General features: G+C 48.1%; 21 protein-coding genes. 20 read left to right on the forward strand and 1 reads right to left on the reverse strand.

The window, feature by feature from the left end; all coding sequences use genetic code 11:
* Positions 1–14: 14 nt before the first annotated feature.
* The 14 genes from BUB67_RS06220 to mqnC all read left to right on the forward strand — a co-directional run bounded on the left by BUB67_RS06220 (position 15) and on the right by mqnC (position 14,432).
* The gene (locus BUB67_RS06220; protein WP_073237416.1) at positions 15–1,652 is read left to right on the forward strand and encodes an ASKHA domain-containing protein; all 1,638 of its coding nucleotides are present in this window, start codon (positions 15–17) and stop codon (positions 1,650–1,652) included.
* A 208-nt stretch (positions 1,653–1,860) separates the two neighbouring features.
* Positions 1,861–1,995 (forward strand): hypothetical protein, encoded by a 135-nt coding sequence (locus BUB67_RS17175; RefSeq protein WP_274377228.1) that lies wholly within the window; start codon positions 1,861–1,863, stop codon positions 1,993–1,995.
* Positions 1,996–2,147: 152 nt separating this feature from the next.
* Positions 2,148–2,363, forward strand: coding sequence for a hypothetical protein (locus BUB67_RS06230; protein ID WP_073237420.1), 216 nt, complete (start codon positions 2,148–2,150; stop codon positions 2,361–2,363).
* 434 nt (positions 2,364–2,797) lie between these two features.
* Entirely contained in the window at positions 2,798–2,986 is a 189-nt protein-coding gene (locus BUB67_RS06235; protein WP_073237422.1) for a ferredoxin, read from the forward strand.
* Positions 2,987–3,154: 168 nt separating this feature from the next.
* The gene (locus BUB67_RS06240) at positions 3,155–4,315 is read left to right on the forward strand and encodes a glycosyltransferase family 4 protein (RefSeq protein ID WP_073237424.1); all 1,161 of its coding nucleotides are present in this window, start codon (positions 3,155–3,157) and stop codon (positions 4,313–4,315) included.
* A 49-nt stretch (positions 4,316–4,364) separates the two neighbouring features.
* Entirely contained in the window at positions 4,365–6,599 is a 2,235-nt protein-coding gene (locus BUB67_RS06245; RefSeq protein WP_143157013.1) for a hypothetical protein, read from the forward strand.
* A 317-nt stretch (positions 6,600–6,916) separates the two neighbouring features.
* Positions 6,917–7,300 (forward strand): adenosylmethionine decarboxylase, encoded by a 384-nt coding sequence (speD, locus tag BUB67_RS06250; protein ID WP_073237431.1) that lies wholly within the window; start codon positions 6,917–6,919, stop codon positions 7,298–7,300.
* Positions 7,301–7,471: 171 nt separating this feature from the next.
* Positions 7,472–8,242: a polyprenyl synthetase family protein gene (locus tag BUB67_RS06255; RefSeq protein ID WP_073237434.1), complete on the forward strand. Its 771-nt coding sequence runs from the start codon at positions 7,472–7,474 to the stop codon at positions 8,240–8,242.
* Positions 8,243–8,261: 19 nt separating this feature from the next.
* A complete protein-coding gene (locus tag BUB67_RS06260; RefSeq protein ID WP_073237712.1) occupies positions 8,262–8,978 on the forward strand; it encodes a demethylmenaquinone methyltransferase in 717 nt (238 codons plus the stop codon).
* Positions 8,979–9,064: 86 nt separating this feature from the next.
* Positions 9,065–10,510 (forward strand): menaquinone biosynthesis decarboxylase, encoded by a 1,446-nt coding sequence (locus BUB67_RS06265; protein WP_073237437.1) that lies wholly within the window; start codon positions 9,065–9,067, stop codon positions 10,508–10,510.
* Complete coding sequence (locus tag BUB67_RS06270; RefSeq protein WP_073237439.1) at positions 10,500–11,366, forward strand: UbiA-like polyprenyltransferase; 867 nt, start codon at positions 10,500–10,502, stop codon at positions 11,364–11,366. The genes BUB67_RS06265 and BUB67_RS06270 overlap by 11 nt, the downstream gene beginning before the upstream one ends.
* Before the next feature lie 54 nt (positions 11,367–11,420).
* A complete protein-coding gene (gene mqnE, locus BUB67_RS06275; RefSeq protein ID WP_073237442.1) occupies positions 11,421–12,524 on the forward strand; it encodes an aminofutalosine synthase MqnE in 1,104 nt (367 codons plus the stop codon).
* Complete coding sequence (locus BUB67_RS06280) at positions 12,524–13,372, forward strand: menaquinone biosynthetic enzyme MqnA/MqnD family protein (RefSeq protein ID WP_073237445.1); 849 nt, start codon at positions 12,524–12,526, stop codon at positions 13,370–13,372. Before mqnE ends, BUB67_RS06280 begins: the two co-directional genes overlap by 1 nt.
* A complete protein-coding gene (gene mqnC, locus BUB67_RS06285; RefSeq protein WP_073237448.1) occupies positions 13,365–14,432 on the forward strand; it encodes a cyclic dehypoxanthinyl futalosine synthase in 1,068 nt (355 codons plus the stop codon). Before BUB67_RS06280 ends, mqnC begins: the two co-directional genes overlap by 8 nt.
* A 219-nt stretch (positions 14,433–14,651) precedes the next feature.
* Here mqnC and BUB67_RS06290 read toward each other — a convergent pair whose 3' ends face one another.
* The gene (locus tag BUB67_RS06290) at positions 14,652–15,143 is read right to left on the reverse strand and encodes a rubrerythrin family protein (RefSeq protein ID WP_073237451.1); all 492 of its coding nucleotides are present in this window, start codon (positions 15,141–15,143) and stop codon (positions 14,652–14,654) included.
* A gap of 199 nt (positions 15,144–15,342) precedes the next feature.
* On the opposite strand from BUB67_RS06290, the gene metF reads away from it, so the two are divergent.
* The 6 genes from metF to BUB67_RS06320 all read left to right on the forward strand — a co-directional run bounded on the left by metF (position 15,343) and on the right by BUB67_RS06320 (position 23,536).
* Positions 15,343–16,212, forward strand: a complete 870-nt coding sequence (metF, locus tag BUB67_RS06295; protein ID WP_073237454.1) for a methylenetetrahydrofolate reductase [NAD(P)H] — start codon at positions 15,343–15,345, stop codon at positions 16,210–16,212.
* 126 nt (positions 16,213–16,338) lie between these two features.
* A complete protein-coding gene (locus BUB67_RS06300) occupies positions 16,339–17,208 on the forward strand; it encodes a nitrilase family protein (RefSeq protein ID WP_073237457.1) in 870 nt (289 codons plus the stop codon).
* Positions 17,209–17,602: 394 nt separating this feature from the next.
* The gene (locus BUB67_RS06305) at positions 17,603–19,345 is read left to right on the forward strand and encodes an L-lactate permease (RefSeq protein ID WP_073237460.1); all 1,743 of its coding nucleotides are present in this window, start codon (positions 17,603–17,605) and stop codon (positions 19,343–19,345) included.
* Between the two features lie 648 nt (positions 19,346–19,993).
* Entirely contained in the window at positions 19,994–21,793 is a 1,800-nt protein-coding gene (locus tag BUB67_RS06310) for an L-lactate permease (RefSeq protein ID WP_073237462.1), read from the forward strand.
* Positions 21,794–21,932: 139 nt separating this feature from the next.
* Positions 21,933–22,655 (forward strand): FadR/GntR family transcriptional regulator, encoded by a 723-nt coding sequence (locus BUB67_RS06315; RefSeq protein ID WP_073237481.1) that lies wholly within the window; start codon positions 21,933–21,935, stop codon positions 22,653–22,655.
* Positions 22,656–22,810: 155 nt separating this feature from the next.
* The gene (locus BUB67_RS06320) at positions 22,811–23,536 is read left to right on the forward strand and encodes a FadR/GntR family transcriptional regulator (RefSeq protein WP_073237715.1); all 726 of its coding nucleotides are present in this window, start codon (positions 22,811–22,813) and stop codon (positions 23,534–23,536) included.
* The last annotated feature ends 59 nt before the right edge of the window (positions 23,537–23,595 follow it).

Genomic DNA, 23,595 nt, shown 5'->3' on the forward strand with positions numbered 1-23,595 from the left:
ACGGGGATGATCGATTGGCGTCCAAAAAAGTTACCGTAACCTTCACGCCAGGCCCCCGCTGCATTGAAATACCGCCCGGCCTTACCATCCTCGAGGCAGCCAGGTTGGCAGGCCTAAACCTGGCCGCCCCCTGCGGGGGCGCCGGACGCTGCGGCAAATGCCTGGTTAAAATAACATCCGTGCAGGAGGAGCATTCCCCGCAGTGGGTTCTGGCTTGTCAAACAACCGTCAGGAATTCCATGAACGTTGAACTTCCGGCAAGTTCTTTGCTGATCCTGGAGAAAGGGCAGATGCGGCCTGTTGCCCTGGAGCCTGCAGTCTTTATGGATCACGGCGTGGTAAAACACCGGGCCGGCATTCCTATGGAAAATTCGGTTGCAGGGGAGCCTTTGCTGGGGCTGGCGGTGGATTTGGGCACCACAACCCTGGTGGGTTACCTGTACGATCTTACCAGCGGGCAACCCCTGGCGGTGGCCTCCAGGGAGAACGGGCAACTCTCCTACGGGGCCGACGTGATCTCCCGGTTGGCCTATGCCCTGCAGGGGGGTGTGTATTACCGGGAATTGCGGCAGGCCCTAGCGGCCAGCCTGGATCAACTTGTTCTGGACTGTTGCCGGCTGGCAGGGGTACATCCCTGCTCCATCAGGGAAATCGTAACCGTCGGCAACACCCCCATGATCCACCTGTTAGTAAATTTACCGGTGCAGGGACTGGCAGCCGCCCCTTTTCAGCCTGCGGCCAAGGGGCCCTTTTACAGGAACGCTTCTGAACTGGGGCTTACTTCGGTTGCTGGGGCTGTGTGCTATTTGCCGCCCCTGATCGGGGGGTTCGTAGGCTCGGATGCTCTGGCTGCCGCTCTGGCCCAGGGTTTTGGCCTGCCGGCAGCCGGTACGGAACTGCTGGTGGATATCGGCACCAACGGGGAAATTCTCTTGCAGGCCGGTGATCAGTTGCTGGCTGCCTCAGCCCCGGCGGGACCGGCCCTGGAGGGCGGCAACATTCAATGCGGCATGCCGGCGGCCACAGGGGCCATCAGCAAGGTCACCATGGATTATGACGTTCACCCGGTGGTCATTGGGGACGGTCAGCCGGTGGGTATTTGCGGCTCGGGTTTGGTGGATGCCGTCGCAGAAATGCTCCGGTTGCACCTCATTGACAGCAGCGGGCGCCTGGTAAATCCATCTGAACTGCCGCCGGTGATTTCCTTTAAAATTAAACAAAAACTCCGGCAGAATGCTCAAAACAACCGGTTTACCCTGTCCGGCGACATTTACCTTGACCAGAGGGATATCCGGCAGGTTCAACTGGCCAAGGCGGCGGTTGCCGCCGGTATCAAGGTGGTATTGGCAGAGGCCGGCCTTGGGGCCGACGCCCTGGACGCCCTGTGGCTGGCCGGTGGGTTCGGCAATTATCTTAATCCGGCCAATGCTTTACGGATCGGTTTATTGGGGGAGGTTGACTGCTCAAAAATCCACCAGGTGGGAAATGCAGCCGGTTCGGGAGCTGTTATGATGCTGCTTTCCTTTGCCGCCAGGGGAAGGGCGGAAGCCTTGAGCGGGCGTTTTAAGCACCTGGAGCTAGCCTCCGATGAGCGATACCAGGAAATCTTTATCCGACAATTAAATTTTCCGGACAAAGAGTATGGGGTGTAAACCGGCTTTATTATTATAAGGTACATGGGTGGAAGCCGGGGCAATTCAAAGATAAAAAGCAAAGGGAACAAAAGACACCGGCGATAGTCATCGGCCGGTGTTTTTACCGTTTAATGACAGGTTATTCCAGTAGGATGAACTTTGGATAATGATACCAGGAGTTTTATACCCGGGTTTGGACAAGATATTTAAGGGAGGTGTTACATTTATGGCTAAAGAAAAACGGACGACCAAAGCTCAGGAAGAACTGGAAAAAATGACTTCCAGTTGTGCCGATGATTGTCCTGACACCTGCAGCAGCGTTTCCGACGACTGCGGCAGCATGTCTGCTGATTGCCAATAGTAACACTCTTGAAGAAGAGCGGGTTTTCCGTTCTTCTTTTTTGTTGTAAACAATATCTTAACATCTCCCATGCAGCCAGTGAAAATTTGTTATAATTTAACTAACCATAGTAAATGTTGGCTGGTAATGACAAGTGATGCGGGGGAGTATGCATGACAGTTAAACTATTTATTAAAACACAGACAACAAAGGGGATTCATAAAGATATTGTTAAAGTGACCTGGGGTGCGGTAAACAATGCCGGGCGGATTTTTTATTCCAATACGGAAGTCATGAGTGTTGAAGACTTTCTAAAGTTTAAGGAATTATTCGCCACCGTTGGTCTGGATGAGGAAAAAAGAATGGATACCGGCAGGGACCATTATTAAAGGGTGGCCTGACACACATTTTATGACCGTTTTCCTGCAAAAGGTAACATTTTTCTTACAAAACCTGCCTCCGGTCAAGGATATAGTATAATATTAGTAGAAATATTCTGAAAAAGGCAGATAAAGAAATGAATACCAAGGGGGAAGATTATCAAGAAACTTCCCCCTTGTTTGAGGTCATGGCTAAAAATGTAGAAAAGGCATTGAAAAATATTCGGTCCGGTCCATAAACCTTTTCACTGGGCAGGTGAAATACTAACATATTCCATAGCCCGGTGGTTAAAATATACAGAAGAATAATTGAAGGAGTCGAAGCAATGGACATGCACCCGCTGTTTGCCCCATTGATTCACGGTTAACTTTTTTCTAAAACGGGCATAATTTCCGGTATTGACAGCCAAAATAAGGCTGTTAAATTAAATGGAGGTGTAACCATGAAAGCAGTGGTAGACCAGGACCTTTGCATTAGCTGTGGTGCCTGTATCGATGTTTGCCCCGAGGTTTTTGATTGGAACGATGAGGAAAAGGCCCATGCTATTGTCAATGAGGTGCCGGAGGGGCAGGAAGACCAGGCTAAAGAAGCTGCCGAAGGCTGCCCCACCGAAGCGATTAAAATCAGCTAAAACACCCGGCCGCCAGGTTATGGGCGGCCAATCACATTGTTTATGGCGGTGTATCACCGCTTTTTCTTTTTAACGGGCAGGTGAAACGACGGATAGTGGCGAATAAAAGTTGGATGCATACACTTGGACAGTTTTGGGAAAGATATACAGTTGCAGGGGTGAAACCTTTTGTCCAGAATAAAAATATTGCATGTGGTAAGACCCGCTGCAGGGGGTATGAAAAACCACCTGATCAATCTGGTACGATATACGGATAAAAAAAGGTTTGATGTAACAGTGGCCTGCCCTCCCAACACCGCTTTGTGGGACGAGCTTGTCGCCTTGGGGATTCAGACCTTACCCATTTCCCTAGTGGGAGAACTTTCACCAACCAGGGATTATGCAGCGGTACGCAGTTTAGTTAAATATCTGCATCAATCGGGTACCACCATTTTGCATGCCCACAGTTCCAAAGGAGCCCTAGTGGGCCGTTTGGCGGCCATAATGGCCAGAACACCGGTGGTCATTTTCACGGCCCATAACAGCATTTTCTATGAAGAATGGCCGGAATGGAAGAAAAAATTATTTGCCAGGGTGGAACGATTTTTAGCCCGGTTTACCGATAAGATCATTACAGTATCCGATGCTTTAAAACAGGAATTAATGGAACGGGAAGGTCTGCCTGTTAAACAATTAACCACCATTTATAATGGCATCGAGGTAGACAGGTTTAACGCAAAGGTTGATGTCAAAGCCGTAAGACGCAACCTCAATATTCCTGAATTGGGACCGGTGGTTGGAACCATTGCTCGCCTGGCTCCCCAAAAGGGTGTCAGTTATTTTCTGAAAGCGGCCTCCCTCCTTAAGGAGTACCAGGTGAATTTCCTGGTGGTAGGGGATGGCCCCCTGGAGGAAACGCTAAAACAGGAGGCCGCCGAGTTGGGCTTGCAAGGCAGAGTAATCTTTGCCGGGCGACGGGAAAATATTGCAGAAATCCTTTCTGTTCTTGATATTTTTGTGCTGCCCTCAATAACCGAAGGTTTGCCGTTGACCATTCTGGAAGCCATGGCTGCCGGGAAGCCGGTGGTAGCCACCAGGGTAGGCGGTGTCCCGGAAGCCATTGTGGAAGGAAAAACAGGCTTGGTGGTGGCGCCCAAGGATCCCGAAGCCCTAGCGGTAGCGCTGGCCGGTCTCATAGGGGAAAGGGACCGTTTAATGAGAATGGGAACCAACGGCCAAAAACACGTAAGGGAAAAGTTTACCGTCAGCATGATGGTTGAGAAAACCATGGAACTATACCAGCAGTTGTTAGCAGAAAAGAAATTGATTCAGGGCAAGGGCCAAAACTAAAAATATGGACAAAAGGGATATACCGGGACAGACATGGAGGGATAAAAAATTGGGTGGCTCTTTCTGGCATAAAATCATTGCCGGTTTACTAACCATTTTTATACTTGCGATTGGACCCCTGGCCTACGCAGCCGGGGCGGATGACACCGCCCGGGCGGAGAGGGTTGTTCTGGTCCTGATTGACAAAGTAACCATGGAGGATTATGAAGGTACCTCCTTAACCAATATAAAATCTTTAGCCAACCGGGGTTCCGTGGGGTTATTGAACAACAATACCGGTGCAGGCATTTATTCGGAACATACATATCCCACCATTGGCGGAGGGGCTCACCTGATTGGCGTGGGGGAAGCCAATAACGGTTTTAATGATTATGAACATGTACTGGACACTTCGGCCGCCAATGAATATTATCGCCGCACCGGGTGGCAGGCGCCGGCGGGATCCGTCCTCCAACTGGCCGTTGGCAAGTTAACCCGTACCAATGATGCCCTGCATTATCCTGCCGTACCCGGTGCCCTGGGGCAGGCCCTTCATGCAGCGGGAAGGAAAACCGCGGTGATCGGCAATGCCGACACCCCCGGCGTTCCCAGGAGGTTGGCCACCACCATCACCATGGATAAGCAGGGTTTGACGGACATGGGGTGTGTAGATGAAACAATCCTGCTGCCGCACCGGACAGCGCTTGGTTCTTATCGAACCAATTTTGCCGAGGTGCTAAAGAAGTTTAATGAATACCGTAACAACGGAGCATCGCTCATTGTTATTGAAACAGGGGATGCCACCAGAATCTATGAAGAAAAAGACAAGGCAACCGATATCGCCTATAACAGGCAAAGGGTTGAAGCTCTGGGCCGAATTGACCGGTTTGTGGGTGATTTGGTCAAGCAAATGGATTTTTCCAGGGAAATTTTGCTGGTAATCACCCCCACTCCCACAACCGAGGCCATCAAGGAAAATAACAGTTTAACCCCCGTCATTGGCGCAGGACCGGGTTTTCAAGCGGGTACTTTGTTAACATCCGGCACCACCAAGAGGGACGGCATTGTTATGAATACCGATATCGCTCCCACCGTTCTTAAGTACCTGGGGCTGGAACCGGTGGTTGGCATGTCGGGACGCCCGTTACTGGTTTCCGGTTTAAAGTTACAGGAAGACAGCTTTGACTACCTGAGCAATTTAAATAAGCAGCTGGTCACAACCTACCAGGCCAGACCCCCGCTGCAGTCAGCCTATGTGTTAGTACAATTGGTAGTGCTTTTTACGGCTTTGTATGGTATCTTTTTTAAGCGACACATGGCGGAGATCATTAAACCCTTCCTGCTGGTGGTCATGGCAGTTCCTCTGGCAGAACTTTTAATGCCGCTGCTGCCCCGGAATTCAATAGCAGTCATGGCGGTCATGCTCATCGTAACCACCCTGGTGATTGTGGGAGCAGCCATCCTGGTAAACAGAAAAGTGGGGTTGGATCCCTTTATTTTTATTTGTATTGCCAGTGCGGGAACCATTTTAATGGATCTCCTGAACGGGTCTTATTTACAGAAACAGTCCTTGCTGGGGTATGACCCCATTGTGGGAGCAAGGTTCTATGGCATTGGCAATGAATATATGGGGGTCTTAATTGGTTCCATCATCATTGGCGCCACAGCCTCCATTCAATACTGGTCGAAGTGGCGCCGGCCTCTTATTGCAGCCAGCGGTTTGCTGTTCCTTTTTACAGTTTATGCAATGGCAGCGCCCAACATCGGAACCAATGTGGGGGGCACCATCGCAGCCGCCTCCGCCCTGCTGGTAACCTTTCTCCTGCTGGTAGGGGTTCGTTTCCGGTTCCGTACCCTGCTGCTGGTGTCCGTTGTGGTGCTGCTGGCGGTCATTGGTTTCATCGCCTTTGATCTTTCCAGACCGCCGGATTTGCGTTCACACATGGGGACCACCGCGTCCCTTATCCTGAATGCAGGACCCGGTCAAGTTTTGGATATTATTCAGCGCAAATGGGCCATGAATATGAAACTACTTCGCTATACCATATGGAGCAGGGTGCTGCTGGCCAGCCTGGCGATCCTGGCCCTGTTGTTTTACCGTCCCAGAGGTGTTATGGAAAACATCCGGGTAAAATACCCTTACTTGTTTAAAGGCTTTATCGGAGTTGTTACCGGCGCTCTGGTAGCTTTTGCTTTTAACGATTCCGGCGTTGTGGCTGCAGCCACCACCATGATTTTTGGCGCTCCGCCACTGGTTTACCTGGTGTTGACGGAACAAAGGCCGGACAGCAAACATACCATCTAATAAGGTATCCTTTTTGTAAAGCAAGTATTTTTGGATAAAGGGTATTGGCCGGGACCCTATAGGATTGGGTTGATGGTGCAGGAGCGAGAAAAACCCGTAAGTCCTAGCAGAATATTTAGGTAAATTAATAAATTAAGTGAATAAAGTTGCAAATAAATATATTCGCCAATTAGAGGCAAAATTTGCGTAAAATTTTATTGACAAGGGAAAAGTTTATGTTAAAATTGATTTTGGTTGGAATTGGCCAGCCCGGTGAAAACGGCAAAGGGGCTTGTTGGTTCCAACATTTTATTAATTAAAGGAGGAGGATAACTATAATGAAACCTTTGGGCCGCCATGTCTTGGCAGAAATCTATGGCTGTGATTTTGATATCCTCAATGATGTGAAGAAGGTTGAGGAGATTATGGTTAACGCAGCTCTGGAAACTGGGGCTGAGGTCCGCGAAGTGGTGTTCCACAAGTTTAGTCCACAGGGTGTAAGTGGCGTTGTAGTCATCAGTGAAAGCCACCTTGCCATTCATACGTGGCCGGAATTAGGCTATGCTGCGGTCGATGTATTCACCTGCGGGGATACAGTGAATCCCTGGGATGCATGCAACTTCTTAACCAGAGAATTTGGTGCTAAGGATATGGCTGCTCAGGAGACTAAGAGAGGAATCCTGCCTGGAATGGCGCCGCGTTTGGTGGCCGTAAACTCATAGGAGGGATATTTATTAGTACCAAGAGTAGTGGGAACTGACGAGCCTGGCTCATCGGAAAGATGGAGCGAGGCTCGTTAGTTTTTTGTGCCTTTTTTCCAGTCCTTTAAGGGAGGAAATTTGTTATGCTTAACGAAGTAATAATAAGTTAACCGCCAAAAAGGGGGCTTTTTGATGTCAGGCGACGTCTTTGCAAGCATCCGGGAAGATATTCAGATTATTCACAATACCATTAAGAATCAATTATTGATCAAAGCCGGGCATGTGGGTGACTATGCCCATTTGGAATTTTCCCCAATGGACAATTTTATTCGCCCAGCGGTGGTTCTTATTGCGGCCAGATTATATAACTGCAGGTCTGCCAAGGTGATTTCCCTTGGCGCTATTGTGCAGTTTATTTTTATGGCTTCCCATATTCATAAAAACATACCGGAAACAGCCATACAATCTTACAAGGTAGACCCCAGAGACGGCACTCAATTTCCTGTTTTAGTGGGGGACTACTTGTATGGTAAGTTTTTCACCACTCTTTGTGATTCTGACCTTTTACAATACCTGCGCCCCCTAGCAGAAATGATTGGCCGTATCCACGAGGGCGGTATCCTGTACCGTAAGAATCTTCATATGTTAGAAGACAATAACAAACTGGTTAATGAGATAGTTCGCTTAGAAATTGCGGAATTGATGGCCGGAGCAGCCCGTTTGGCGGGGGACCTGGCAGGAGCCCCGGAGGGAGACCGGGAATCCCTCTACGAGTTCGGGGTAAATTTAGGCATGGTTTACGGTCTCCTGCAAAGGAATCCTTTGAGCGTCCAAGGGTTGAAATATACCGATCAAGCCTTGAAGGCCCTGGAGAAGTTACCCAACCGGCCGGAAAAAGCGATGTTGGAAAATTTGGTGCGTGCTTTGTGTTTAACGGAAGAGGACATTCGTAAGGTTGTATAAAGAAGGGAGCACTACCGTCTTGCAGCAGTACAACGGTAAAAGCAAAGAAGAGTTTGTGCACGGGGTGTTTTCCGCCATCGCGCACCGCTATGATCTGATGAATACCACCCTGAGTTTTAACAGGGATAAATATTGGCGGCGGTTTGCTGTGTCACAAACCGGTTTGCAGCCCGGGGGTTTTGCCCTGGATGTGGCCTGCGGTACGGGCATGTTGTCCATTGAGCTGGCCAGGGTGGTAGGTACCTCCGGCCGGGTCACCGGGCTGGATTTTTGTGAGAACATGTTGGCACAGGCAGTTCGTAACATTGAAAAAACCCCTTACAAAAATAATATTGATTTAGTCCAGGGCAATGCCATGAACCTGCCCTTTGCTGATAATACCTTTGATTGTGCCACCATAGGTTTTGCTTTAAGAAATGTTCCCGATGTAGAAGGGTGCATCGCGGAAATGAGACGGGTGGTGAAGCCGGGAGGCAGGGTTGTTTCTTTGGAATTGGCCAAACCAAGCGCTCCCGTCTTTAAGCAGCTTTACTACCTGTATTTTGAACAATTGGTACCCCTGCTGGGGAAATTGGGTGTGGGGAAGGACGGCCCGTACCGGTGGCTGCCCAACTCCCTGAAAATTTTTCCTCACCAGTCCGTTATCAGAGACATCTTCACCAGGGTGGGGCTCAAAGACGCCGTCTACCATGAACTGACCGGCGGCATTGTGGCGGTTCACGTTGGTACTAAATGAGAAGTGAGAAATTTTTATTTAAGGTTTAAAGCTCAAATTAAAGATCAAAAGTCCCTCTATAATAATCTGGGGATGGTGCATAGAACGTGGCATATCAGGACTTGAGAGATTACTTGAAAACCCTTGAAAACAAAGGCTTACTGAAGAGAATTAAAACCGAGGTCAGTGTCGACCTGGAAATAACCGAGATTACCGACCGGGTTTGTAAAATGGGTGGACCTACCCTGCTGTTTGAAAATGTAAAGGGCTATTCCATGCCGGTGGTAACCAACCTGATGGGGTCCCTGGAACACATGAAGTTGGCCCTGCAGGTCAATGATTTGGATGATATTGGCGAGCAAATGATGGAATTCCTGCAACCACCGGAGCTTCCCACCGGTTTTATGGATAAACTGAAGGCTTTGCCCAAGCTGGCACAGCTTTCTTCCTTTATACCCAAAACCGTTCGTACCGGCCCTTGTAAAGAAGTGATTGTCAGGGAAAAGCCTTCCCTGGCCTCATTGCCGGTGCTCAAGTGCTGGCCCCTGGACGGCGGCCCTTTTATTACACTGCCCCTGGTGTTTACCAAGGACCCGGACACCGGCAGGAGAAACGTCGGTATGTACCGTATGCAGGTCTATGACGAAACCACCACGGGCATGCACTGGCATAAACATAAAGACGGCGCCGAAAACCACCGTAAACAAAGGGAAAAAAAGCAGCGTCTGGAGGTGGCGGTTGCCCTGGGAGCCGACCCCGCCTGTATTTTCTCTGCCATTGCGCCGATGCCGCCGGGCATTGATGAGATGCTGCTGGCGGGCTTCATCCGCAAGGAACCGGTGGAAATGGTCAAATGCGAAACGGTGGATATTGAAGTGCCGGCCCGGGCTGAAATTATTTTAGAGGGTTATGTGGATCCAGAGGAGACCCGCTGGGAAGGTCCCTTTGGCGACCACACCGGCTATTATTCCCTGGCGGACTACTACCCGGTCTTTCACCTGACCTGCATCACTCACCGCAGGAATCCCATTTACCCGGCTACCATTGTAGGCAGGCCCCCCATTGAAGACAACTTTATCGGCAAGGCCATTGAGAGGACCTTTTTGCCCCTGCTGCGGCTGCAGCTGCCGGAAGTGGTGGATATGAATATGCCTCCCGAAGGCGTATTCCACAACTGCGTCATTGTTTCCATTAAGAAGCGCTATCCCGGTCATGCCAAGAAGGTTATGAATGCCCTGTGGGGGATGGGCCAGATGATGTTTGCCAAGCTGATCATCGTGGTGGATGATCACGTGGATGTCCAGAATCCCTCTGAAGTGGCCTGGCGGGTTTTCAACAACATTGACGCCCGGCGGGATGTCTTAATTGTGGACGGTCCCCTGGATGCCCTGGACCATTCATCCCCGATGCCCTACTATGGCGCCAAGATGGGGATTGACGCAACCAGGAAGTGGCCCGCTGAAGGACATCCCAGGGAGTGGCCCGAAGACATTGTGATGAGTGAAGAAATCAAAGCCCTGGTGGACAGGAAGTGGAAGAGCTATGGTTTCTAAGCTTAAAATATTTCTTGACATGATCAAGTTTGAGCATACCATCTTTGCTTTGCCCTTTGCTTATATCGGGGCGCTGTTGACTGAGCAGCGGATTCCCTCTCTGCATAACATCCTGTGGATCACCCTGGCCATGGTGGGCGCGCGGACAGCAGCCATGTCCTTTAACCGGCTGGTGGATCGGCATATTGACGCCAAAAATCCCCGCACGGCTGGCAGAGCGCTGCCCAGGGGGCTGCTGGGAGTGACCGAGGTATGGATTTATGTATTTTTGTCCTTCGGCCTGCTGGCTGTGTCCGCTTACAACTTGAGCTCGCTGGCTTTTAAATTGTTTCCGGTGGCCGTCTTTGCCCTTAGCTTTTATTCCTTTACCAAAAGATTTACCTGGACCTGTCACTTTTGGTGCGGCATCGCCCTGGGGCTGGCTCCCCTGGGAGCCTGGGTGGCCATCACCGGCAGCTTTCACCCGGCCCCGGTTCTGCTGGGTGTCGGCGTTCTGCTCTGGGTGGCAGGCTTTGACATTATTTATGCCTGTGATGATTATGAATTTGACCGGCGGGAAGGCATCTTTTCCATTCCGGCGCGGTTTGGTATTAAAAATGCGCTCAGGATTTCTGCCGTTGTCCATGCCCTGGCCCCCCTGTGTTTTTTGGCAGTCGGGGCGCTGTTAAATTTAGGTTTGTTTTATTTTATCGGTGTGGCCATTGCCAGCGGCCTGCTGGCCTACCAGCACATCCTGGTAACCCCCGAGGATCTTTCCAGGACCGGACTTGCTTTCTTTCATTTAAATGGTACTTTAAGTGTTATGATGTTTGTCTGCACAGTGGCTGACATTTTGCTTCCCTTTAAAGTGTTTTAAGGGCTTCCCAAAACCCAGCCGCGGCGATGCGGTTGGCAAGGAAAGGAGAAAACCATGGAAACTCTTTTTGCAAACAGTGAGTTAACAGATATTAAGGCAAAGGTTGAAGCCGGAGAAAGGCTAAGCAGAGAAGACGGCATACGTCTTTACCAATCCAATGAATTACTGGCCATCGGCTACCTGGCGGATCTCGTAAGAAGACGTAAGAACGGTAACAAAACCTACTTTACAGTAAACCGGCATATCAATCATACCAATGTTTGCAAGAATCTCTGCAAGCTTTGCGCCTTCGGCAGGAAAGCAGAAGATCCAGGGGCTTATACCTTGTCCCTTGATGAAGTGGAAGCAAAGGCCAAAGAGTGTCATGGATTAAAGGTCTCTGAAATACACATAGTAGGAGGCCTGAATCCTGAGCTGAAAATCAATTATTATCTGGAAATGCTACGGCGTGTCCGTTCCGCTGCCCCCGGGGCAATCATTAAGTCCTTTACCGCTGTGGAGATTGATTATTTAGCCAGAACCCATAACATGTCCCTGCAAGAAGTAATAAAGACGTTAATGGATGCCGGCCTGGACTCTTTGCCTGGCGGTGGAGCGGAGATTTTTGCCCGGCGGGTCAGGGACATCATTTGTGAAAAAAAGATCAGCGGGGAACGCTGGCTGGAGGTTCATGAAGCAGCCCATCGTGTGGGAATGAGGACCAACGCCACCATGCTTTACGGGCATGTGGAGACAATCGAAGAGAGAATTGATCACCTTATTCAATTACGGGAGCTACAGGATAAGACCGGCGGATTTTTAACCTTTATCCCGCTGGCTTTCCATCCTAAAAACACCGCTCTGGTATCTCACAAGCTGTCATTGACCACCGGCTATGATGACTTGAAAACCCTGGCCATCGCAAGATTGATGCTGGACAACTTTGATCACATCAAGGCCTATTGGGTCATGATTGGCCCCAAAATTGCCCAGGTATCTTTGTCCTTTGGAGTGGATGATTTAGACGGCACCGTCATAGAAGAGAAAATTGCCCATGATGCTGGAGCGGAGACTGCTCAAATTATGGCGAAAAACAAACTCATTCATATGATTAAGGCTGCAGGCAAGGATCCGGTTGAACGAGATACCCTGTACAATGTAATTGAGGAGGGTTTTTAGTGGCCAGAATACGGTTAGGGCAGGTGGATTACCTGAACACGTTACCGGTCTTCCATGCTTTGGAGGATGGTATGCTGCCCTTTAACGGTGAGCTGGTGAAAGGACCGCCCACCATGTTGAATCAAATGCTTTTAGAAGGCCAACTGGACGTAGCCTCAATATCATCGGTTGAATATGCCAGAAATATTGATAAATGTATGATTCTGCCCAATTTGTCCGTGAGCGCCGACGGGCCGGTAAGAAGCATTCTGTTATTCAGTTATGTACCTGTTACCGAACTGGATCGAAAAAAAGTTTGCCTGACATCTTCCTCTGCCACCTCAGTGGCATTATTAAAGGTGCTCTTTGACCACTATTATCATGTGGAAGCGAATTTTGTCACCATGCCGCCGGATCTGGAAAAAATGATGGCAGAAGGAGACGCTGCCTTATTAATTGGCGATGATGCCATGCGGGCCCACCTGTGGGTCCTGCAGGACCGACTGCCTTATCATGTGACGGATCTGGGTGAGGTTTGGAAGCAGTTTACCGGCGAAAGAATGGTCTATGCCCTGTGGGTGGTTCGTAAGGATTTTGCCAAGGATCATCCGGAAGATGTTGATGCCCTTTGCAGCCTGTTGAGTGATGCCAAGCGAATTGCCGGAGACAACATGCCGGCGCTGCTGAAAAAAAGCAGGCGCAGGACCGGACTGCCCATGGATTATTTGGAGGAATACTTTAAGACCATTAATAATGAGTTTGAGCAAGACCACCGCAGGGCCCTTCTTACTTACTATGACTACTGTTACAAAAGCGGCCTGATTGAGGAACGGGTGCGTTTATCTGTTTGGGGTGAAGAAGATGTCTAGAATAGAAGAGATACTGGCAAAGGCTGTGGCAGGACATAGATTAAGCGTGGAAGAGGGCGTTGCCCTCTTAAATTCTTCCGACCTCATTGCTCTGGGTGCAGCGGCGGATGCCGTCCGCCAAAGAATGCACCCGGAAAACCGCGTTACCTTTATCATTGACCGCAATATTAACTATACCAATATCTGCAGCTGCAAATGCCGTTTTTGCGCCTTCTGGCGGGAACCCGGCGCCGAGGATGCCTATGTAATCACCCGTGAGGAACTTTATCAAAAAATTGATGAAACGGTTGCCGCCGGGGGGACGGAGCTTCTGATTCAGGGCGGCCTGCACCCTGATTTGGGATTGGACTACTATGTTGAGTTACTGAAAGGGATCAAGGAACGGTATGACATTCATATTCACTCCTTCTCGCCCCCGGAGATTTGGCATATCGCCAGAAAAGAAGGGCTTTCCCTGCGGGAGGTCTTGCTGAAGCTTCAAGAGGCCGGTCTGGACTCGCTGCCCGGCGGCGGCGCCGAAATACTGGACAACCGGGTGCGCAGGGCCATCAGCCCGGAAAAGATCACCTGGGAAGAATGGATGGAGGTCATGACCACCGCCCACAGTCTGGGCATGAAGACCACCGCTACCATGATGTTCGGGCATATTGAAACGGCTGAAGAGCGGATACTCCACATGGTTCGGGTGAGGGAGGCCCAGGACAAAACCGGCGGGTTTACTGCTTTTATTCCCTGGAGTTTTCAACCTAAGAATACCGAACTGGGAGGGGAAACCGCCTCCGGGGTAGAGTACCTGAAGACCCTAGCGGTGGCCAGGTTAATGTTGGATAATGTGAAGAACCTTCAGGCTTCCTGGGTGACCCAAGGGGCCAAGCTTGCTCAGGTGGCGCTGCGTTTTGGAGCCAATGACTTTGGCAGCACCATGCTGGAGGAAAATGTGGTGCGGGCGGCGGGGGTTACCTACCGGGTCCCCTTAAAGGACATTTTGCATTGCATTCGGGATGCCGGGTTTAGACCGGCCCAGAGGACGACGGATTACAGGATTATCAGGGAAATGTAGTCAATAAAGAAGGCTTCCACCTCCCTGTAGCCTGTGAGGACACAGGTTCGCGGAAGCCTTTTTTATATTAAGTAATTTATTTGAACGTTCAATAACTTTTAGGACCAATGGCTAAAAGCCAAAAGCCAACGGCCAATACCCAACGGCCATTCAAGTATTGATTTAATCAAGAACCCGTCTTCATAATTCACTTAAATGCCAGACACCGAAAATATTCGATTATCCTACGTTTTTAAACGCGCTGCCTTTGGCGCCGCAGATGGGGCACTTGTCGGGGGCGGTGCGTTCGTGAATGTAGCCGCATACGGGACAGAGGTAGTAGTCAATGTCTTCTTTTTTCTCCAAGGCTTCCAGGGCCTTCTTGTACAATTCGGCGTGCACCTTTTCGGCCTCATTGGCAAAGTGGAAGGCGCGCTTGGCCTGTTCGTTGCATTCGGTTTCCGCAGATTGGATAAAGCCGGGATACATATGTGTAAACTCATAGGTTTCCCCGTCAATGGCTGCCTGCAGGTTTTCAGCGGTGGATTTGATGGCGCCCAGAGCCTTTAATTCACTCAAGGCATGGATTGCTTCGGCTTCGGCGGCGGCTCTAAAGAGCTTGGCAACGGCAGGATAGCCTTCCTGGTCAGCCTTGGCGGCAAAGGCAAGGTATTTACGGTTGGCCTGGGACTCCCCGGCAAAAGCGGCTTTCAGATTGTTTTCAGTGGTCATGGAAATCCTCCTTACAGTTGTTTTTATTCCTGTTATTAACAATTAATAGTATATTATTACCCGATTATATTCTCAAGAACCCGGGGCAAGAGTTAAGAACGTTGTAAGGAATCGGCAAACATTTTGTTATTTTCCATTGCTGCAACTCAAGTTATAATAAAAAAACAGACAAAATTACATTTAACAGGGTGATGATAACATGAAAATTTCAACGCTGTTCCAGCAGAAAAAACCGGTTATTTCCTTTGAGATATTTCCACCTAAAATTAACACACCCGTGGAGACAATTTATGAAACCCTGGAGGATTTAACCAAATTAAATCCGGATTTTATCAGTGTCACCTATGGCGCCGGCGGGAGCAGCCGGGACAGGACCAAAGAAATTGCATCAAGGATCAAAAACCAGTACAAGGTGGAGGCACTGGCCCATCTGACCTGCGTGGGACACTCCAGCAGTGAGATTGATCTGGTTTTGAAGGGACTACAGGAAGAAAACATCGAGAATGTGCTGGCCCTGCGGGGTGACCCGCCGGCGGACAACCCGGATTATGACTTCTCACGCTGTGACTTCCAATTTGCCTCGGATCTTGTTAAGTATATCAAAAACCTCAGTGATACCTGCATAGCCGCGGCTGCTTACCCCGAGGGCCATGCCCACTGCAACCGTTTGAGTGAAGACCTGAACCATTTAAAATATAAGGTGGATCAAGGGGTGGACTTTTTAATTACCCAATTATTCTTTGACAACAGAATTTTTTATAACTTTATAGAAAATGCCCGTAGAATCGGTATCCATTGTCCGGTAATGGCGGGCATCATGCCTGTGCTGAATGCGAAACAAATTAAACGAATCATTGCCTTATGCGGCGCCTCCATGCCGGCCAAACTTCTGATGATGGTGGATAAATATGGAGATAATAATGAAGAGATGGAAAAAGCCGGAATTGAGTTTGCCAGCCAACAAGTCCGGGATTTAATTGAGAACGGAGTGGAGGGCATTCATCTTTACACCATGAATAAACCCCGGCAGATTACCGAAATACTAAAAAATGTAGGAATAGTCATCTAATACCGCACACAATTTCAAGTCGGGGACGGTTCTTAACTTGAATTTGCCGCCGGCAAATTCAAGTTAAGAACCGTCCCCGACTTGAATTAACAAAGGCGGGGTTTGCTTTGCAGGGAGGTTTATGTCTTGCAGAATACGAGAATTGCTCTGGTACAGATGCAATCAAAATTGGGACAGATGGGAAAAAATCTGGCGGCCATGCAGCGGTTTGTGCAGGAGGCTGCGGAAAAAGCGGTAGATATCATTTGTTTTCCGGAAATGTGCGTGCAAGGTTATGACCGGGAAACCGCCCGGGAGCTTGCCGGGGACATTGCAACAAGTCAGTTCGTGGTTTCCCTTGTGCAAATGGCCAGGGAAGGGAAAATAACTATTATTGCGGGTATGGCAGAAAAAAATGAGGGACAGGGCAAGCCCTATATTACTCAAATTGTGGTGCATCCTGATGGCACAGTGGGAAAATATCGTAAAACCCACCTGGGGAAAAGTGAGCAGCCATACTTTTGCGCAGGCGATGAAATCAGGGTATTTTCCACTCCCAAGGCTAAATTCGGTATTCAAATTTGCTGGGACACGCATTTTCCGGAAATGACAACCATTCTCTCCCTGAAGGGATGTGAAATCATTTTTGCGCCCCATGCCTCTCCTTCCATTGTGGGGGATCGCCGGGACATTTGGTTAAAGTACCTGCCGGCCAGGGCCTATGATAATACCGTCTTTATTGGGGCCTGTAATCTGGTGGGGGATGATGGTCGGGGTCATCATTTTTGCGGGGGAGCTTTGGTCATTGATCCCAAAGGGAATATCCTGGCAGAAGATTTTCGGGGGATGGAGTCCATGCTCATTGCAGATTTGGACTGCAATAAAATTAACATGATCAGGCAACAAAAGTCGGGTTCCATGGCAAACAGTTTTTATTTGCGGGCCAGGAGACCGGAACTTTATAAGGAATTGGTAGAGGAGCCAGAAAAATTAAATCCTGACTTATCCAGCGATTAAATTTATAATTTTGGTGGGAAATTAAAGTTGATTTTTGTCGATATTTTTAATATACTGAAAAATGACAATGATGAGTAAAGTTTTTTATAAATGTTTGCGGTCATACCATTATGCCATATGATGATATAGGTATAAGGACATAAGATCATAGGGTCATCTGATAAAGAACCACCCTCTTTAACACTAGCCAACCAGTTGATTTGTGTAAGAAGCTCCGGGTCTTTCCAGAATCATGAACGGATATTAAACGCCTGTAAGTGACATTCTTCAACAAAAGAATGTCACTACGATATAAAATTCTGCAGGGGGGGGTGAAGGGAAGGGTCTCTGATAACTGGCTTTGGTTTTACAGCAATATTTTTAATTATTTTTCGGAAATGAGGGGTAAAGCATCATGTGGGTACAAGAAACGAACCCTTTCGGTAACATAGGATTGTCAGCGCTTGTAGCATCGATCCCGATTCTGATCTTATTCTACGCCCTGGCTATTAAAAGGATGAAGGGCCACATTGCCGGAGCCCTTACTTTGGCATCTGCCATCGCAGTGGCCATTGTGGCCTACGGCATGCCGGTAAAATTGGCCTTGCTTTCCACGCTTTACGGTGTTTTAACCGGTTTATTTCCCATTGGCTGGATTGTTCTTTGTGCTGTGTTTCTCTATAACCTTACAGTAAAAACAGGTTATTTTGGAGTAATTAAAGATTCTATCGCGTCCATAACCGAAGACCGTCGCTTACAGGCATTATTAATTGGTTATTGCTTTGGTGCCTTCCTGGAAGGCGCTGCCGGTTTCGGTGCGCCGGTTGCTATTACCGCCGGTATGCTGGTGGGTTTAGGTTTCCAACCCCTTTACGCTGCAGGTTTATGCTTAATTGCCAACACTGCGCCGGTGGCCTTTGGCGGTATCGGTATTCCTATTATTACGGCCGGTAAGGTTTCCAACCTGGATCCCATGGTTGTCAGCCAGATGATTGCCAACCAGTTACCGTTACTTTCCTTTATCGTTCCTTTCTGGTTAGTATTCATTATGTCCGGTTGGAAAGGGACCAAAGAAGTGTTTCCCGCTGTTTTTGTAACTGCTGCCAGCTTTAGTTTAACCATGTGGTTTGTGGCAGCAAAGATCGGTCCCGAACTGCCCAATATCCTTTCTGCTCTGATTTCTATTATTGTACTGGTAGCCTTCTTGAAGGTCTGGAAACCTAAAAATATCTGGCGTTTTCCCAATGAACCCGCTGCCAGCATGGAGGTTAAGAAGCATCCCATCGGCCGTGTTATCCAAGCCTGGACTCCCTTTATCGTATTAACCATCCTGATTGGTGACTGGGGCATCAGTGGTATCAAGTATCTGTTGGACAAGGTGACTTTAAAAATTCCTATGGTAGGCTTGGATAAAGCCATTCTTGTTGGCGGCAAGCCTCTGGAAGTTGTGTACAAGTTTAACTGGCTGGGCGCAGCCGGTACCGCGATCCTGCTTGCTACCATCATTTCTGCCCTGATTTTAAGAATTCGTCCGGGAACCTATGTATCAGTATTTGGTGAAACCTTAAATAACCTGAAATTCCCCCTGGCAACCATCGCCAGCGTACTGGGTTTTGCCTATATTGCAAACTTTGCCGGTATTACCCCAACCCTGGGTAAAGCTCTTACCGTAACCGGTTCTTTCTTTCCCTTCGTTTCACCCTTCCTGGGCTGGTTGGGCGTCTTTGTAACCGGCAGTGATACCTCCGCCAACGCGCTGTTCTGCAACATGCAGCGTATTACTGCCGAACAAATTGATGTAAACCCTGTATTGACTGTTACCGCCAACACCAGCGGCGGTGTAGCCGGTAAAATGATTTCACCCCAGAGTATTGCAGTAGCCTGTGCCTCAGTTAACCTGGTTGGCAGAGAAAGCGATCTCTTCAGATTCACAGTGAAGCATAGTCTCATTTTCACAGCCATCATGGGTGCTGTGGTGTATGCACAAGCATATTACTTGAGAGGAATGGTGCCTGAAATGGTTGAAGCTCATGCTGCTGCTACCGCAGCCACTGCTCCTGATACCGGTTTTAGCCTGATAGCCCTGGCAATTTCGGTATTCATTATGGTTGGTCTTGGTATTGTAGCGGCCCGTCAAGCTCGCTCTTACCGGGACTAAACCAATTGCGATAATATAAAACATCTAGAGAAAAGAAAAAATGTATAAAAGCAAAAAGCAAGCTTGGCCGGTACAAACGTACTGGTCATTTTTTTAATTAATATTTGTTAGAAAATTTAAATAAGTTAAAAACGTCTTACATATATTATTCTCAATAGTAAATATAGTTGTAATATTTAAAAAAATAATTCTAAACACGAAGGAATTCTAAGCGTGATGTCGAATTGCTATGAAAAGTCGAATGGTCAGACCATCACAATAGTTGACTACTCAACCAGATGGCCTTATAATATGAATTGCACTAATTTATTAACAATTTTAAATGTTGCAAAATCGTTAAATATTTCATATGCTTTTCCCGGTCTAAAACAAAAGGGTTTTATTCTAAAAAATATAACTTCATGAAAACTGAATAATTATTTTTTGTACCGTATCAAGGTCACACCATTAAGCCAACAGGTTGTTAAACCTGTCGGCTTCAATAACAATTTAAGGAGGTGAGAGAGAAAAAATACTAAACCTTTAGATGTTTTATATTATCGCAATTGTACCAGTATTGTATCTTTTTTGTATTGTTTGTTTTTTTGTTTTGCTTGCTTGTAATGAATCCTTAAGCAGCTTTTATAACTAAGCAAAGGAGAAGAGACTATGGAATGGACTCAAGTCATTAATCCATTAGATAACCTGTTCTTGTCTGCCCTAGTGGCGGCGATTCCCATCTTATTTATGTTCTACGCCCTGGCCATTGCCAGAATGAAAGGTCATATTGCAGGTAGTATTACCCTGCTGCTGGCCATTGGTGTTGCGGTATTCGTCCACGGGATGCCCGTCAATTTAGCCATTTGGTCCTCCATTTACGGCGCCTTATATGGATTGTTCCCTATTGGTTGGATTGTTCTTACCGCTGTATTCCTTTACCAGTTAACTGTTAAAAGCGGTCAGTTTGAGATCATTAAAGATTCCATCGCCGCCATTACCGATGACCGTCGACTGCAGGCCCTGTTGATTGCCTTCTGTTTCGGTGCCTTCCTGGAAGGCGCGGCAGGTTTCGGTACTCCTGTGGCCATTACCGCCGGTATGCTGGTGGGCTTAGGTTTTAACCCCCTGTATGCAGCCGGTCTCTGCTTGATTGCTAACACTGCGCCGGTGGCCTTTGGCGGTATCGGTATCCCTATCATCACCGCAGGAGCTGTTTCCGGCGTAGATACCATGGCAATCTCACAGATGGTTGGACGCCAGTTACCATTCCTTTCTGTTTTTGTACCTTTTTGGTTGGTATTTATTATGGCTGGTTGGAAAGGCGCCAAGGAAGTTATGCCCGCCATCCTGGTTTGCGGTGTTTCCTTCGCGGCTGCCCAGTGGTTCTCTGCGAACTACATGAGCCCCATGCTTCCCGACATTATTTCTTCTCTGGTATCGATCGTAGCAATGGTTCTTTTCTTAAGAAGATGGAAACCCAAGAATGTGTGGCGCTTTAAAGATGAGCCACCTGCCACTCTGGAAGTCAGAAAGCATCCCTTCGGTACGATCGCCAAGGCCTGGTCTCCCTTTATCGTGCTCACCATCCTGATCGGTGACTGGGGTCTCAAGTCCGTAAAAGCTTTGTTGGATGTTGTCACCATTAAGATTCCTTTTGATGCCATTAACAAAATGATTATTGCAGGCGGCAAGCCCATTGAAGTGGTTTATAAATTCAATTATCTGTCCGCCGCCGGTACCGCTATCTTAATTTCCGCTATTATCACTGCCTTTATCCTGAAGATCAGCTTCGGCGATTTTATAAAGACCTTCCAGGAAACCGTAAAAAGCTTAACCTTCCCGCTGATTACCATTGCCTGCGTATTAGCCTTTGCATACGTAGCCAACTGGTCCGGTATGACACCTACACTGGGTAAAGCATTTACCGTAACCGGCGCTTTGTTCCCGCTGGTGTCTCCGATCCTTGGTTGGTTGGGCGTATTTGTTACCGGTTCTGACACCTCTGCCAACGCTTTGTTCGGCAAGATGCAGGCTGTTACTGCCACCGATATCGGGGTGGATCCCGTACTGACCGTGGCTGCCAACAGCTCCGGCGGTGTTGCGGCCAAGATGATTTCTCCCCAATCCATCGCTGTCGCAACCGCAGCCTGCAACCTGGTGGGTAAAGAAGGCGACCTGTTCCGCTTTACCGTGCTGCACAGCCTGTTCTTTACCGCCATCATCTGCGTGCTGACTTACCTGCAGGCCTATGTTTTCACCTGGATGATTCCTGTTTACGAAACAGCCAAGCAAGCGGTTGCCAAAGTTTCTCCGGAAGCGGCTGCCGCCGCTGAGGCTGCCCTGCGCAGCCAGGGAGCCATGATTATGGCTGCTACCGCCGTGGTTGTTCTGGTGATTGCCGTGTACGCCTACAAACAGGTTGGCGGCGGCAAGTTTGGCAAAGACAGCGCCAAGATCAGCGTTCACTAAAGGCTGACTTAGAAAGTTATGGGGTCCATGACCCCATAACTTTCTTGTAACAAAACTGTTTTTTTATGTCCGTTTATCTTATACTATAGTGATATAAGAAGTGTCACCAAAAGCAAAACCTAGACCTGGAGTGCTGCCTGTGGAATTTAAACCAATTAAAGCAAAGAAAATCTATGAAGAGATCGTTGACCAGATTAAAGACATGATTGCCCGTGGCGAGCTCAATCCAGGCGACAAACTCCTTCCGGAACGTGAACTGGCGGAACGTATGCAAGTGGGACGCTCGGCGGTACGCGAGGCCTACCGTGCATTGGAAGCCATAGGAGTTATTGAAATCAAACCGGGCGAGGGAACCTTTGTCCGTAAAATGGGCAACAAGCCCATGACAGATATTATGTCTTTAGCGGTTCTCACCGGTAAGGACACCCTCTTTGAACTTCTGGAACTGAGAAAAATTGTTGAAACAGAAGCAGCTGCCTTGGCCGCCGTCAGAAGAACGGAGGAGGATTTAAAGGCAATAAAAAACTGCCTTGATCAAATGAACCAGGACATCCTGAGCGGTAATCTGGGCGACGTATCTGATTTAAAATTTCATTATGCTATTACTGATGCGGCACATAATTCACTATTGACTAGGTTAATGAATTCAATTTCGGAAACTATGAAACAGGAAATGATAACTGCCCGGGAAAACCTCTATCTGAAACCCGGCAATCCCGGTAGGTTGTATGAACAGCATAAAGTGATTTATGATGCAATTGCCAAAGGTGATGAAAGTGCCGCCCGGTCTGCAATGTATGATCATTTGTCGAGAACAGAAGAAGGATTAAAAGAGATTTTAAATCGTTCCAACCAGACATGAGGAAACCCGGCTCCAGCCAGGTTTCCTCTTTCATTTCAAAATATTTTTTGGCTTGTGTCTTGGTTTTATGCTACAATATTTACAATTATTTATTGATTGAATTATATCAATATAAGCAAAATTCAAACTGCAAAAGGTAGCTTGGAGTGTTTGCTGTGGACTTTAAACCAATTAAACCCAAAAAGATTTATGAAGAAATTGTTGATCAAATTAAAGAAATGATTGCCCGCGGCGAGCTTAATCCGGGTGACAAGCTACTTCCCGAAAGAGAATTGGCCGACCGCCTGCAAGTGGGGCGTTCCGCTGTCCGCGAAGCCTACCGTGCCTTGGAAGCCATCGGTATTATCGACATCAGACCGGGTGAGGGGACCTTTGTCCGGGAGATCGGTACCAAATCCATGACGGATATCATGTCACTGGCAGTTGTAACGGGAAAAGATACTCTTTTTGAGCTTTTGGAACTAAGAAAAATTATTGAAACAGAGGCCTCGGCCCTAGCGGCTCTGCGAAGGACCAAAGAAGACATTAACAATATGAAATACTGGCTGGACAAAATGAACGAGGATATCAGCAAGGGCAGACTGGGGGATTTATCCGACTTGAAGTTTCACTATGCCATCACCGGTGCGGCTCATAATTCATTGTTAATGAGATTGATGAACTCAATTTCGGAAACCATGAAAAAAGAGATGAAGAATGTTCGGGAACGGTTGTACCTTACCCCGGATACTCCCAAGCGTCTCTATGAGGAACATATACTGATTTACCAGGCAATTGCCAAAGGGGATGAAAAAGAAGCCAGGCATACCATGATGGATCACTTATCTAATGCTGAAAAGGCTTTATTGCATAATATGAGCATGTCTATGTCTACTAAATAAGATCACTTACCCAGCACAGCTGGGTTTCTTGCTTTTTAGTGATTTTATACCATATAATG

Origin of the sequence: Desulforamulus putei DSM 12395, from assembly GCF_900129195.1 — a bacterium.
Taxonomy (GTDB): Bacteria; Bacillota; Desulfotomaculia; order Desulfotomaculales; family Desulfotomaculaceae; genus Desulfotomaculum; species Desulfotomaculum putei.